Source organism: Leclercia tamurae, from assembly GCF_025566055.1.
In the GTDB taxonomy this organism is placed as follows: Bacteria; Pseudomonadota; Gammaproteobacteria; order Enterobacterales; family Enterobacteriaceae; genus Enterobacter; species Enterobacter tamurae.
On sequence record NZ_JAMHKS010000078.1, the window covers coordinates 250,288 to 264,283 of the forward strand.

Genomic DNA, 13,996 nt, shown 5'->3' on the forward strand with positions numbered 1-13,996 from the left:
ATGTTCTTGGTCTTCAAAGAAAAATCCCCTCTTCGCAGAAGAGGGGATGGGGATTAACGCACGTTAGCGCAGGTGAGGCAGAACGCGTAGCGGTTTTGCGGATCGTTAAAGGCGGCCAGTTTGTCGCCCTCCGCTTTGACTGCCTTCGCTGCCGAGGCGACCGGTGCCGGCAGATACGCCTGCAGCGCGTCCGGCAGCATGGCTTTCACCGAGCCGGAGAAGCTGTCCATCACCAGATCAACGAAGGTCGGCTCATCCTGATAGAAGTCGATATGCCACTGCTTCAGCTTCGCCAGTTCGGCGGCTTTCGCCACGGCGTCATCGAAATCGCCCAGATTATCCACCAGCCCGTTGGTCTTCGCATCCTGGCCGGTCCAGACATGGCCCTGGGCAATCTGGTCGATCTGCGCCGGGGTCTGCTTACGGGAGTCGGCCACCAGGGTGATAAAGCGCTTATAGCCGTTCTCAATGCTGAGCTGCATCATCTGCGATACTTCCGGCGGTAAGGCTTTGGTGATGGCGATATCCGCCAGCGGCGAGGTTGCCACACCGTCAGTATGCACGCCCAGATAGTCGAGGCTGTTCTCCACGGTGTTAATCACGCCGAAGATGCCGATGGAACCGGTCAGGGTGCTCGGGTTCGCCACGATGTAGTTCGCCGGGGTCGAGATCCAGTACCCACCGGAGGCCGCCATCCCGCCCATCGAAACTACCACCGGTTTACCGGCGGCGCGGGCCGCTGACAGTTCAGCGCGGATCACTTCCGAGGCGCTAACGCTACCGCCCGGGCTGTTGACCCGCAGGACGATGGCTTTCACTTTCGGGTCGAGACGCGCGTCGCGGATCTGTGAGGCGGTGGTATCGCCACCCACGTTGCCCGGCGTCTCTTCGCCATCCATGATCGCGCCGTTAGCGAAGACCACGGCAATGCTGTCGCCGGTATCAGCCGGTTTTTTCGCCTGATAATCATAGAAGCTGATCGCGCTGTAGTTTTTCTCCTCTTTACTCCAGCCGAACTGTTTGGTCAGGGACTTTTCAATCTCGGCGCTGGAGCCCAGGGCATCTACCAGCTTGCTGTTCAGGGCGTACTTCGCCGTATCGCCATCGACGTTACGCAGCCCGTCCAGCACCGCCTGCGCACCCGGGAAGACCTGCTCCGGGGTGATCTGACGGTTGGCGGCCACGGTGCCAAGGTAGTTTTTCCACAGCTCACCGATCCAGCGGCTGTCCGCTTCCCGGGCGGCAGGGGACATGTCATCGCGGATAAACGGCTCAACGGCGGATTTGTACGTCCCGACGCGGAACACGTGGGTGGTGACTTTCAGCTTATCGAGCAGGGATTTGTAATAGAGGCCATTGGTGGCGAAACCGTGCAGATCGACGGTGCCCTGCGGAGAGAGCCACACTTTATTGGCAAAGCTCGCCAGATAGTACTGCCCCTGGCTGTAGTTATCGCCCACTGCAATCACCGGTTTGCCGCTGTCACGGAACTCACGCAGTGCTTTACCGATGTACTGCATCGAAGGCTGATCCGCCCCGGCAAAGTTCTTCAGATCCAGCACGATGCCGGTGATATTGCGATCGTCTTTCGCCTGACGAATAGCGTCGACGATATCAAACAGCGAGTTTTCCTGCAGACGATCGCTGCTGGCGCCAAACAGCTGGCGGCCGATCACGCCGAGACGGTTGCTGGTGGAGGGTTTATCCACCACCACACCGGCGATGTCGAGCAGCAGCGCGCCGCGCCCGGCATTCTGGGCCTGGCTGGTGGAGCTGATGTGCATCCAGACACCCACGCACACCATCAGAATAAGGATGAAGAAGATGTTCATCACCAGATTGCGGACGAAATTCAGCAGTCGCCACGTCCATTTAAAAAAGCCGGCAAACAGTCGCCAGAGGGTTCGCATGTATTCTCCCTGTCCAGATAATTACCTTCCCGTCGCCACTGGACGGTGTTGTCGGGCTATCGTAATGACCCGACCGCCACTTGTCAGCAGGAATCGCCTGCCACGCTGTAACAAAATCTGCCGTCGTGTTAATTTTGAGTAAATTTCAAGACAGGAGTAACCCCATGGATGCACTCGAACTGCTCGTTAACCGTCGTAGCGCGTCGCGCCTGGCGGAGCCCGCCCCGGCAGGCGAACAGCTGGACAACATTCTCCGCGCCGGGATGCGCGCCCCGGATCACGGTACCTTGCAGCCGTGGCACTTCTTTATCATAGAAGGTGAAGGGCGCGATCGCTTCAGCGCCCTGCTGGAGAACGGGGCCGTAGCCGCCGGGCAGGATGAGAAGGCGATTGAAAAAGCCCGCAACGCCCCGTTCCGTGCGCCGATGATTATCGCCGTCGTCGCCAAATGCCAGCCGCAGCACAAGGTGCCGGTATGGGAGCAGGAGATGTCCGCCGGCTGTGCGGTGATGGCCATGCAGATGGCGGCCGTCGCCCAGGGGTATAACGGGATCTGGCGCAGCGGCGCGTTAACCGACAGCCCGGTGGTCCGCGAAGGACTGGACTGCGGCGCAGACGACAAAATCGTCGGTTTCCTCTATCTGGGCACCCCGCAGCTGAAAGCGTCGACCACCGTCTCCGTGCCCGACACCACACCGTTTGTCACCCGTTTCTGATCTCCCTGCACAAAAACTGTCTGGATCCTGAACAACTGCAGCAGAATTCAGACAGTCATACTTATCACTTAATGGAATGAGCGCTAACATAGTGCAATTGTAATGAAAGGAGATTGTCATGAGCGAGCAAGCCATTCGTTTGACGCAATACAGCCATGGAGCCGGTTGCGGTTGTAAAATTTCCCCCAAAGTGCTGGAAACCATTCTGCATAGCGAGCAGGCGAAGTTTGTCGACCCGAACCTGCTTGTGGGTAACGAAACCCGCGACGATGCCGCCGTCTACGATTTAGGTAACGGGACCAGCATTATCAGCACCACCGATTTCTTTATGCCGATCGTCGACAATCCGTACGACTTCGGGCGCATTGCCGCCACCAACGCCATCAGCGATATTTTTGCCATGGGCGGCAAGCCGATTATGGCAATTGCGATCCTCGGCTGGCCGATCAATACCCTGGCCCCGGAGATCGCCCGCGAGGTGATCGAGGGCGGACGCTTTGCCTGTCAGCAGGCGGGGATTGCTCTGGCGGGCGGTCACTCCATTGATGCGCCGGAGCCGATCTTTGGCCTGGCGGTCACCGGTGTAGTGCCAACCGAACGCGTTAAACGCAACAGCACCGCCGAGGCGGGCTGCAAGCTGTTCCTTACCAAGCCGCTGGGCATTGGCGTGCTCACCACCGCCGAGAAAAAATCCCTGCTGCAGCCGGAGCACAAAGGGCTGGCCACGGAAGTGATGTGCCAGATGAACCTCGCCGGGGCCGCCTTCGCCAACATCGACGGCGTGAAGGCGATGACCGACGTCACCGGCTTTGGCCTGCTGGGCCACCTGAGCGAAGTGTGCCAGGGGGCGGGCGTGCAGGCTCAGGTCTGGTACCAGGATGTGCCGAAGCTGCCGGGCGTTGAAGCCTATATTGCCCAGGGCGCTGTCCCGGGCGGCACCCAGCGTAACTTTGCCAGCTACGGTCATCTGATGGGCGACATGCCTGCCGAGTGGCGGGATCTGCTGTGCGATCCCCAGACCTCCGGCGGCCTGCTGCTGGCGGTGACCCCGGAGGCGGAAGCCGACGTCCAGGCGACCGCCGCTGAGTTCGGGATCATCCTGACCGCCATCGGCGAGCTGGTGCGGGCCCGTGGCGGTCGTCCGATGATTGAGATCCGTTAATTCAATGCGGTTATTTATTGCCGAAAAACCGAGCCTGGCGCGCGCTATCGCCGATGTGCTGCCTAAACCGCACCGTAAAGGCGATGGCTATATCGAGTGCGGGAACGGGCAGGTGGTCACCTGGTGTATCGGTCACCTGCTGGAGCAGGCCCAGCCGGACGCCTACGACAGCCGCTACGCGCGCTGGAATCTCAACGATCTCCCCATCGTGCCGGAAAAGTGGCAGCTACAGCCGCGCCCGTCGGTGACCAAACAGCTCAACGTCATTAAGCGTCTGCTGAAAGACGCTGCGGAAGTGATCCACGCTGGTGACCCGGACCGCGAAGGCCAGTTGCTGGTGGACGAGGTGCTGGATTACCTGAGCCTTGCGCCAGAAAAGCGCAAGCTGGTGCAGCGCTGTCTGATCAACGATCTCAACCCACAGGCGGTTGAGCGCGCCATCTCGCGTCTGCGATCCAACAGCGAGTTTGTCCCGCTGTGCGTCTCGGCCCTGGCCCGCGCCCGCGCAGACTGGCTCTACGGCATCAACATGACCCGCGCCTACACCATTCTCGGGCGTAACGCGGGTTATCAGGGGGTGCTCTCGGTGGGCCGCGTGCAGACCCCGGTGCTGGGGCTGGTGGTGCGTCGCGACGAAGAGATCGAGAACTTTGTCGCCAAAGACTTCTTCGAAGTGAAAGCCCATATCGTCACCCCGAAGGACGAGCGCTTTACCGCCATCTGGCAGCCGAGCGAGGCCTGCGAGCCATATCAGGATGAAGAGGGGCGTTTGTTGCATCGTTCCCTGGCCGACCACGTGGTCACCCGCATTCAGGGTCAGCCCGCCGTCGTCACCAGCTATAACGATAAACGGGAATCAGAACCTGCGCCGCTGCCATTTTCCCTGTCGGCGTTGCAGATCGAGGCGGCAAAACGCTACGGCCTGAGCGCGCAAAACGTGCTTGATATCTGCCAGAAGTTGTATGAAACGCACAAGCTGATCACCTATCCGCGTTCCGACAGCCGCTATCTGCCGGAAGAACATTTCGCCGGGCGCCACGCGGTGTTGAACGCCATTGCCGCCCACGCCCCCGATTTAGTGCCGCAGCCGGTGGTCAATCCGGACACCCGCAACCGCTGCTGGGACGATAAAAAGGTGGATGCCCACCACGCCATCATCCCGACGGCGCGTAGCAGCAAGGTCAATCTGACCGAGAACGAAGCGAAGGTCTATAACCTCGTCGCCCGCCAGTATCTGATGCAGTTCTGCCCGGATGCCCTGTTCCGCAAGTGCGTCATTGAGCTGGAGATCGCCAAAGGCAAGTTTATCGCCAAAGCGCGTTTCCTCGCCGAAGCGGGCTGGCGCACGCTGCTGGGCAATAAAGAGCGGGACGAAGAGAACGACGGCACGCCACTGCCGGTGGTGAAAAAAGATGACGAGTTGCTGTGCGAGAAGGGCGAAGTGGTGGAGCGACAGACCCAGCCGCCGCGCCACTTCACCGATGCCACTATCCTCTCGGCCATGACCGGTATCGCCCGGTTCGTGCAGGATAAAGATCTGAAGAAGATCCTGCGCGCCACTGACGGACTGGGAACGGAAGCGACCCGCGCCGGGATCATCGAGCTGCTGTTTAAACGCGGTTTTCTGCACAAGAAAGGGCGCTACATCCACGCCACGGACGCCGGAAAGGCGCTGATCCACTCCCTGCCGGAGATGGCCGCACGACCGGACATGACCGCGCACTGGGAGTCGGTCCTGACCCAGATCAGCGAAAAGCAGTGTCGTTATCAGGATTTTATGCAGCCGCTGGTGGGGACGTTATTCGATCTGATCAACCAGGCGCGAAACACCTCGGTCAGGGATTTTCGCGGCATGGTTGCGCCAGGTGGCGACAAGAAGAAAAAGTTTAAGAAGAAGAGTGCGGCATAAACATGCCGGGTGGCGCTGCGCTTACCCGGCCTACGGTTCGAGCTTTTGTAGGCCGGGTAAGGCGTAGCCGCCACCCGGCACAGCCACAGAATCAGATCACACCCTGACCCAGCATCGCATCCGCTACCTTCACAAACCCGGCAATGTTCGCCCCGCGGACATAGTTGGTCTGCTTCTCTTCCCCGCCGTACTCGACGCAGGCGTGGTGAATATCCAGCATGATGTGATGCAGACGCGCATCCACTTTCTCGGCTTTCCAGCCCATACGCGCGGCGTTCTGCGCCATCTCCAGGCCTGAAGTTGCCACACCGCCGGCGTTCGCCGCTTTACCTGGTGCGAACAGCACGCCAGCCTGCAGGAACAGGTCGGTGGCTTCGATGGTGGTTGGCATGTTGGCCCCTTCCGCAACCGCTTTCACGCCGTTGGCGATCAGCTGGTGCGCGGCATCCACGTCCAGTTCGTTCTGGGTGGCGCACGGCAGGGCGATATCGACCGGTACAGCCCAAGGCTGTTTGCCTTCCAGGTAGGTCAGACCGAACTCGCGGGCGTAATCGGCCACGCGACCGTCGCGGCTGGCTTTGATCTCGCACAGGCGCGCCAGTTTTTCAGTAGTGAAGCCCACTTCATCCACCACGGTGCCGCTGGAGTCAGAGGCGGTGATCACCCGGGCACCCAGTTCCATCGCTTTCTCAATAGCGTACTGAGCCACGTTGCCGGAGCCGGACACCGCGACGCGCATACCATCAAAGCTCATCCCGTGACGCTTCAGCATCGCTTCCGTGAAGTAGACCAGACCGTAACCGGTGGCTTCCGGGCGGATCAGACTCCCGCCGAAGGAGAGACCTTTTCCGGTGAAGACGCAGGCGCTGTTATTGGAGAGTTTTTTCATCATCCCGGCCATAAAGCCCACTTCGCGACCGCCCACGCCGATATCCCCGGCCGGTACGTCGGTATCCGCGCCCAGGTGGCGATAGAGTTCGGTCATTAGCGCCTGGCAGAAGCGCATCACTTCGCCTTCGCTCTTACCTTTCGGATCAAAATCGCTGCCGCCTTTGCCGCCGCCCATAGGCAGGGTGGTCAGGGCGTTTTTAAAGGTTTGCTCAAAGCCGAGGAACTTCAGGATCGACAGGTTAACCGACGGGTGGAAGCGCATCCCGCCTTTGAACGGGCCAATCGCCGAGCTGAACTGAACACGCCAGGCGCGGTTGACCTGTACCTGATTGCGGTCATCTACCCACACCACGCGGAACTGGATCACGCGCTCGGGCTCAACCAGGCGTTCAAGCAGGGACATCTGACGATAGCGGGGGTTTTGTTCCAGGAATGGCCACAGCGTGGTCATCACTTCACGTACGGCCTGAGCAAATTCGCTCTGATGCGGGTCACGCTGTTGAACACGATTCAGAAAGGATTCAAGAGAGCACGCCTGGTCCATAACTATAAGTTCCTCTAATATATTGGGATTATTTTATTTGTAACAAAAAGATGCATGTTGTTGTGTTTTTCGACTATACCACCCGATGCACTTTGTGACGCAAGCTAAATTTCGCCCTCAAGTTAAATTCATTAAACGCCTCGGGTCATAACAAAAAACGATGATCGGTGGGATTAAAGTTTGTCGGCAGGTTTACCGTTATAGTGAATATCAGGACACAACAGGAAGAGGCGTCGATGAAGCGTATTGTGATGGCTGTTTTGCTTGGGGTTTTCGCGGCCGGCAGTCAGGCCGACCAGCGATTTAGTACCGGGGGTGTGGATGTGAATATCCCGCCGGAGATCTTCAGCTCCAGCGGTCAGCGCCCGCCGCCGTGCAATCAGTGCTGCATCTATCAGGATCAGAACTATTCAGAAGGATCGGTGGTAAAAGCCGAGGGCGTGTTGTTGCAGTGTCAACGCGACCCGCAGGCGATCAGCACCAATCCGCTGGTTTGGCGTCGCGTAAGAGAATAAAGGCTTCCAGCAGAGGGATATCCGCCGGGGCGAGATCGTAGCGTAGCGCCTCGCGCGGCGTGCACCACACCAGCTGGGTGTGGTAGTGCGTTGCGGGCGTGCCGGTAAACGCCGGGACGTGCCAGGCGTGCAGATTGATCAGCCGCCGGGATACTTCCCGCTGGTGACTGGCGATATACCCTCCGGGCCGGGCCTCAATGCCCAGCTCCTCGCGCAGCTCACGCACCAGGGCGTCAGGCTGCGTTTCCCCGGCCTCCACTTTGCCGCCGGCAAACTCCCACATCCCCGGCTGGTCGGCGTGCGCCGGGCGCTGCGCCAGTAAAATTTTGCCATCCCGTTCGAGAATAGCGCAGACAACATCGAGTGTTTTTAGCATGATCGTCAATAATGGTTGAGAGAGAAAGCGTTAGGATCGGCGTACTTATCAGCGACCAGGGAGCCTCCTGTGAAAGAGTTACCACCCGTCTGGGTTAAACCCATCGAATCCATCCCCGCCAGTTTAACGCCAATCGCCAGGATGCAGAAAAAACATTATGGCGAGGTACTCAATCCGCTGCGCTGGTGGGGAAGAATGCCCCGGCTGTTCTGGCTGGTGGCGCTGTTTGTCGGCTTTCTGGAGCGTAAAAAATCCCCGTTAAATCCGGTGCTGCGTTCGCTGCTGATGACCCGCGTCTCGCAGGTGTGCCACTGCGCGTTCTGCATCGACGCCAATGCGCTGCGCCTGGCGGAACGCAGCGGCGGGCTGGAGAAGGTGCAGGCCGTCGCGACATGGCGTGACAGCGCGCTGTTCAGCGACGAAGAGCGCGCCGCGCTGGCCTATGCCGAGGCGGTGACTGCCACGCCGCCTGCGGTTGACGATGCCATCAAAACGGCGTTGCGCCGCCACTTCAGTGAGGAGGCGATCACCGAGATGACCGCGCTGCTCGCTTTTCAGAACCTGTCGGCGCGCTTCAATGCCGCGCTGGAGATCCCTTCCCAGGGGCTATGCGCCATGCCCGGAGAGAAACCCGATGCTTGACCGTCATCTTCACCCACGCCTGAAACCGCTGCTCAATCGGCTGGTGATGAAGCTGGATAAACCGGGGATCACCCCGGACGGCATTACGCTGATCGGCTTTGCCATTGGGGTGCTGGCCCTGCCTTTTCTGGCCCTGGGCTGGTATCTGGCGGCGCTGGTGGTGATTGTGCTGAACCGGCTGCTGGACGGGCTCGATGGGGCGCTGGCGCGGCGGCGCGAGCTGAGCGATGCCGGGGGCTTTCTCGATATCGCCCTCGATTTTCTGTTTTATGCCCTGGTGCCCTTTGGTTTTGCGCTGGCCAATCCGGCAATGAATGCGCTGCCTGCCGCCTGGCTGCTGTTCGCCTTTATCGGCACCGGGAGTAGCTTTCTGGCGTTTGCCGCGCTGGCGGCGAAGCATGACATCGACAATCCGGGTTATGCCCATAAATCGTTTTATTACATCGGAGGGCTGACGGAAGGCACCGAAACCATTCTGCTGTTTGTGCTCTGTTGTCTGTTCCCGGCGCACTTTGCGTGGCTGGCGTGGGTGTTTGGCGCGTTGTGCTGGCTCACCACCGCAACGCGCATCTGGAGTGGCTATCTGACGCTGAAAGAGGTTCAGCGTCAGCCAGGTTCAGAGTGAACTCTCTGGCCCGCGTTCACCGGTCGCAACCGGGTTCTGCGGGTTGCTGCTCCATTCGTACCAGCCCCCGTCGTAAACGCCGACATTTTTCCAGCCCATCGCCCGGGCATACATAAAGGTCTCTGATGCCCGCCAGCCGGTGCCGCAGTAAAACGCTACCTGCTGATCCGGCAGAATGTTCCACTGCTTCCACATGGCGGCGATGTCGTCTGCGGTACGCATGGTGCCATCCGGATTATGAAAATCTTCCATGTGGGTCGAATCGCTTCCGGCATGGCCCCAGCGGGCGCCTGCGATCTCACCTTTCGGTTTGATGTAGCTGTAGCCGCTGGTCACGCCGGTAAACTCCGGCCACGAGCGGATGCTCACCAGCGAGGCATCTTTACGATGCAGCAGGCCCCGGGCCTGGTCAGTATTCAGCATCAGCTGCGGCTGACCGGGGATCGGTGCGCCAAAATCGGCGGCTGGGATGACCTTATCCGGCGTCCCGCGCTCGACCGGCAGTTTTGCCGCGTCCCAGGCTTTCCAGCCCCCGTCCAGCAGGCGAACATCTTTCACCCCGGCGTAGAGCATGATCTGCGCCACGCGCGCGGCGGCGTACACGTCGCGGCCATAGAGGATCACCGTGGTGTCATGGCGGATGCCATGTTTCGCCAGCATCGCCTTCAGATCGGCATCAGAGACCTTATTCCACAGCGGCTCGCTTTCCACTTCGTTGGTGTCGATATAGCCCGCGCCGGGAATATGGCTCAGCAGATAAAATTTCGGTGCGCCCCAGGCGGCTTCAATCACTTTCCACTCCCCGGCGGGAGCGGCAGTCACCGGCTTACCCTGCTGGAGCTGGTGTAGCCACTGCGGGTAGACCAGCTGCTCAAAGTGGGCGAGGCGCTGGAGACGATCCGGGGTTTTCAGGGCATCGCTTAACAGCGTGACCTGACTGAAGCCCGCCTGAGCAAGCCGTGCCTTGACGGCCTGGTTATCGCTGTCGCTACCGTATAAGGCCACCGGCGTGGTCGGCGTCAGCTGATGCTGCGACGCCCAGGCTTTCAACTGGGACGCGTTCATCGCCCCGAGCCAGCTGGCGGAGAGATTAAGGGCGGCAGGCTCGTGGCCGGAAGGGCCGTTCAGGGTCTGCGGCCAGCCGTTGTAAAAGGCGCTGGCGCGGGTATCAATAATCGAACCTTGTTGCTGCTGAAGCTCCGTCAGCGTCAGGGAATGTGCCATGTTAGCAGCGAAGGTGGAGAAAGAGGCGAGACCTAAAGCGGCGGTCAGCGCGGCCAATTGAGAAACACGTTTCATCGAAATGCCCGATCGTAAAAAATTGAGCCGACATTGTGGCAACCTGCCCGGCAAAAAACGTTGCGTTTGCGCAGGATGTCACGGGATTCATTGCCAGCCCGCCATCGGCAGCACCTGCCCATTCGGGGGAATATCGTCGTCATCGTGCGTCACCTGCACCACCGGGATCTGCCGGGCGCGCACTTCGGCGAACACCCAGCGGCGAAACTGATCGCGCAGATTTTTATCCAGACGGCTGAAGGGCTCATCAAGCAGCAGCGCCTGGGGCTGGGCCAGCAGGGCGCGGAGCAGGCTCACCCGGGCGCGCTGGCCGCCGGAGAGGGTGGCGGGATCGCGAGGAAAGAAACCGCTGAGATCGGCGGCGTCCAGGGCGGCAATCACCTGCTGTTTACGCTGGTCGCCTTTAATGGTCGCCGGGAGCGCCAGCAGCAGATTCTGCCCGACGCTGAAGTGATCGAAGAGCAACGCATCCTGAAACAGCAGGCCCACTCCCCGCTGCTCGGTAGGGAGCGTGTCGCAGCGCCGGGCGTTGATCCACAGCTCTCCGGTGGCGCGCAAATCGCCAGGCAAGGCGCCCACCATCCAGGCAAACAGCGACGACTTTCCGCTGCCGGAGGGGCCCATCAGGGTGAGAATATCGCCGGGCAACACCCTGAAGCTGACGTTATGCAGCAGTGTCGTCTGGCGCAGCGAGAGCGAAACATCCTTGACCATCAGCATTAACGTAACCCCTGTCGAAAGCGGCCAACCAGCCGGGAGAGCAAGATGCAGGCGGCGAAAACCAGCATCGGCAGCAGCAACTGCCACAGCGCCTGGGCGGCCAGCACGGCACTACTGCCGCCGCTGCTGAGCGCCACGGCGTCGGTGGTCAGGGTGGCGAACCGGCCGCTGCCCAGCCACAGGGTAGGTAGATACTGCGCCATACTGACGGAAAACCCGACCGCAAAGGCGGTGAGCGCCGGGCGGATCATCTGCGGGCATTTGATCAGCCAGAATATTTTAAACGATCCCCAGCCGAGGGTGCGGGCAATCAGGATCTGGCGCGGATCGAGTCGGCGCCAGGCCGGCTGCATCACCAGCAGCATCCACGGCAGCACCCACAGCAGATGCCCCCACAGGACGGCAATCCACTGTCCGTCGAGCTGCAACAATAACGCCAGCTGATACTGCCCGGCCACCAGCGGCAGGGCGGGGAGCGCCAGCGGCAGCCAGACCCAGAAGGCTCCGCGCTGCGGGCCCCACTCCAGCCAGAGCAGGATCATCCCCAGCGCAAGCGCCGCCGAGGCGAGCCCCAGCGCCAGGCTCAGACCCGCCGTCTCCCGGGAAACGCTGGCGTTGCCCGCCACCAGCACCAGAACCGCCACGCTGACGATGCCCGCCAACGGCAGCAGCAGAGCGCAGGCGCGTCCCACCCGCAGCGGACGCGGCGTCGGGCGCTCCCCGGAGAGGTCCGGGATAGTGTGCCGCCAGCGTCGCCAGCCGAGAAACAGCGCGACGGCGATCAGCTCCAGAATAACCAGCAGGATCACACAGACCAGCATCCCTTTGGCCTGCTGCTGCGCATCGCCCTGGGAGAGCCACTGCCAGGCCAGCACCGCCAGGGTGGGGGGATTACCCGGCCCGAGGATCAGGGCCACATCCACCACTGACAGCGTCCAGGCGATCGTCGCCAGCATCACCGCCCCCAGCGCGGGAGCAATGGCGGGGAGGATCAGCCAGCGCAGCGCCTGCCAGCGGTCATAGCCCAGGGATCGCAGCACGGTCACTTTTTGCGCCAGATCTTTTTCCGGCAGCGAGGCGTAAATCGCCCAGAGAACAAACGCGCTCTCCTTAACGGCGAGGGTCAGGCCCAGGCCGATCCCATAACGATCCAGCACCGGGGAGCAGATCGAACAGAGGCGGTAGAGTTCGCCGCCTTCGGCAAAAATCAGCAGCACGCTAACGGCAAAGGCCACGTGCGGGATCGCCAACAGCCACGGCAGATGATTGCACAGTCGCCGCCAGTGGCTGCCGGGCCATAGCGCAGCCACCACCGCCAGGGCCAGCAGCAGCGCCCCGGCGGCAGCAATCAGGGTGGAAACCAGGGTGGCGAGCAGCGCCTGGGGCAGCTGCGGATCGGCCGCCAGCGCCCGCCAGTTCTCCAGGGAGAACAGAGGCGGTAACAGCAGGACGGCGGCGGGCAGGAGCGGAAGATACACCGCCGCCATCAGCAGCCAGGCGAGGACGCTTAGTGGGTGCCGTAGCGACGCAGCCATTCCTGCTCCAGCGCGTTAACCCAGGCGGCGTGAGGCTCCCCGAGCGTCGCCGGGAGTTCTGCCGGGATAAATTGACGCAATGCGACGGCCTCAGAGGCAGGCAAGGTCTGTGGATCCAGCACGCTCGGATCGCCCCAGTGGGCCGGATCGGCCTTGCGGATCTGCGCCTGCGGCGAGAGTAAAAAGTTAGCGACAACCTTAGCGCCCGCGCTGGCAGAGCTATTGGCCGGGATCGCCACAAAGTGCACGTTGCCAATCATCCCCTGCTGAAAACCAAAGCTGTAGCTGTCAGCGGGCAGCTCCTTGCTGGTCACTTTTTGCCGGGCGTGGGCCGGATTAAAGGTGAGCGACAGGCCCAGGTTGCCGCTGGCCAGCAGGGCATCCATCCGCGCCGGTGACGGCGGAAAATCTTTGCCCTCGCGCCACAGGTGCGGATGCAGTTTATCCAGATACGCCCACAGCGGGGCGGTGACGGCGGCGAAGGTGGCGCTGTCCGGCGGCTGTTTGAGGGCGTCCGGCTGGGTGGTTTGCGTCAGCAGGATCTGTTCCAGAAACGCGTTGCCGGTAAAGTCCGGCGGGCGCGGGTAGGTGACGGTGCCGGGATGTTGAGCGGCCCAGGCCAGCAGCGCCTGCGGATCTGCCAGCGGTTCAGGCAGGGTTTTGCGGCTGGCGATAAAGGTGAGCTGTGCGCTGCCCCATGGCGACTCTGCCCCCTCGATCGGGATGGCAAAATCTTCCGTCACCGGTTTAGTGGTGTCGACATAGCGCCAGTTAGGGAGCGTTTGTGCCCATCCGGTCTGCAGCAGCCCGGCGGTTTTCAGGGTGCGGAAGTTCTCGCCGTTGACCCACAACAGGTCGACGGAACCGTTAGTGTTGCGCCCGGCGCTGGCCTCGGTCTGAATGCGTTTCACCGCGTCGGCGGCATCCGCCAGACGGACAATCTTCAGGGTAATGGCGTAGTGGCTTTTCATCTCGCCGCTCACCCAGTCCAGGTAGCGGTTCACCGCCTCATCGCCGCCCCAGGCATTGAACCAGACGGTCTGGCCCCGGGCATCCTCTTTCACTTTCTGCCAGCTGTCATCAGCCAGCGCGTGCCCCGTTATCAGCAGGCCAGTCAGAAACATGCACAAACGCACACGGCGCATAATGCCC

At 61.2% G+C, this 13,996-nt stretch carries 13 protein-coding genes; 6 read left to right on the plus strand and 7 right to left on the minus strand.

All coding sequences use genetic code 11. From position 1 onward, the window contains the following. Positions 1-53: 53 nt before the first annotated feature. Positions 54-1,910, minus strand: coding sequence for a signal peptide peptidase SppA (gene sppA, locus M8318_RS21085; RefSeq protein WP_262664369.1), 1,857 nt, complete (start codon positions 1,908-1,910; stop codon positions 54-56). Positions 1,911-2,074: 164 nt separating this feature from the next. On the opposite strand from sppA, the gene M8318_RS21090 reads away from it, so the two are divergent. From M8318_RS21090 to M8318_RS21100, 3 genes are all read left to right on the plus strand, one after another. Beyond that, on the plus strand, positions 2,075-2,626 hold the full coding sequence (locus tag M8318_RS21090) for an NAD(P)H nitroreductase (protein WP_262664371.1): 552 nt from the start codon (positions 2,075-2,077) through the stop codon (positions 2,624-2,626). Between the two features lie 118 nt (positions 2,627-2,744). After that, on the plus strand, positions 2,745-3,788 hold the full coding sequence (selD, locus tag M8318_RS21095) for a selenide, water dikinase SelD (protein ID WP_262664372.1): 1,044 nt from the start codon (positions 2,745-2,747) through the stop codon (positions 3,786-3,788). 4 nt (positions 3,789-3,792) lie between these two features. After that, entirely contained in the window at positions 3,793-5,697 is a 1,905-nt protein-coding gene (locus M8318_RS21100) for a DNA topoisomerase III (protein ID WP_262664373.1), read from the plus strand. Positions 5,698-5,788: 91 nt separating this feature from the next. On the opposite strand, the gene gdhA is transcribed toward M8318_RS21100, so the two are convergent. Further along, positions 5,789-7,132 carry an NADP-specific glutamate dehydrogenase gene (gene gdhA / locus M8318_RS21105; protein ID WP_262664374.1) on the minus strand — a complete coding sequence of 448 codons (1,344 nt, stop codon included), beginning with the start codon at positions 7,130-7,132 and terminating at the stop codon, positions 5,789-5,791. 236 nt (positions 7,133-7,368) lie between these two features. Here gdhA and M8318_RS21110 point away from each other — a divergent pair, with 236 nt between their 5' ends. Further along, the gene (locus tag M8318_RS21110) at positions 7,369-7,647 is read left to right on the plus strand and encodes a YnjH family protein (protein ID WP_142489146.1); all 279 of its coding nucleotides are present in this window, start codon (positions 7,369-7,371) and stop codon (positions 7,645-7,647) included. Here the strand turns inward: M8318_RS21110 and M8318_RS21115 are convergent. After that, positions 7,607-8,023: a pyrimidine (deoxy)nucleoside triphosphate diphosphatase gene (locus M8318_RS21115; RefSeq protein ID WP_262664375.1), complete on the minus strand. Its 417-nt coding sequence runs from the start codon at positions 8,021-8,023 to the stop codon at positions 7,607-7,609. The genes M8318_RS21110 and M8318_RS21115 overlap by 41 nt on opposite strands. Before the next feature lie 69 nt (positions 8,024-8,092). Between M8318_RS21115 and M8318_RS21120 the strand changes: the two genes are divergently transcribed. Both M8318_RS21120 and M8318_RS21125 read left to right on the plus strand, forming a co-directional pair. Beyond that, complete coding sequence (locus M8318_RS21120; RefSeq protein ID WP_408612339.1) at positions 8,093-8,665, plus strand: carboxymuconolactone decarboxylase family protein; 573 nt, start codon at positions 8,093-8,095, stop codon at positions 8,663-8,665. Beyond that, the gene (locus M8318_RS21125; protein ID WP_225759019.1) at positions 8,658-9,290 is read left to right on the plus strand and encodes a CDP-alcohol phosphatidyltransferase family protein; all 633 of its coding nucleotides are present in this window, start codon (positions 8,658-8,660) and stop codon (positions 9,288-9,290) included. Before M8318_RS21120 ends, M8318_RS21125 begins: the two co-directional genes overlap by 8 nt. On the opposite strand, the gene M8318_RS21130 is transcribed toward M8318_RS21125, so the two are convergent. The 4 genes from M8318_RS21130 to M8318_RS21145 all read right to left on the minus strand — a co-directional run bounded on the left by M8318_RS21130 (position 9,282) and on the right by M8318_RS21145 (position 13,980). Continuing rightward, positions 9,282-10,589: a rhodanese-like domain-containing protein gene (locus M8318_RS21130; protein WP_262664376.1), complete on the minus strand. Its 1,308-nt coding sequence runs from the start codon at positions 10,587-10,589 to the stop codon at positions 9,282-9,284. The genes M8318_RS21125 and M8318_RS21130 overlap by 9 nt on opposite strands. Before the next feature lie 87 nt (positions 10,590-10,676). Beyond that, positions 10,677-11,309 (minus strand): ATP-binding cassette domain-containing protein, encoded by a 633-nt coding sequence (locus M8318_RS21135; RefSeq protein ID WP_262664377.1) that lies wholly within the window; start codon positions 11,307-11,309, stop codon positions 10,677-10,679. Next, entirely contained in the window at positions 11,309-12,844 is a 1,536-nt protein-coding gene (locus M8318_RS21140; protein ID WP_262664378.1) for an ABC transporter permease family protein, read from the minus strand. Before M8318_RS21140 ends, M8318_RS21135 begins: the two co-directional genes overlap by 1 nt. After that, complete coding sequence (locus M8318_RS21145; protein WP_408612343.1) at positions 12,817-13,980, minus strand: ABC transporter substrate-binding protein; 1,164 nt, start codon at positions 13,978-13,980, stop codon at positions 12,817-12,819. Before M8318_RS21145 ends, M8318_RS21140 begins: the two co-directional genes overlap by 28 nt. Between the last annotated feature and the right edge of the window lie 16 nt (positions 13,981-13,996).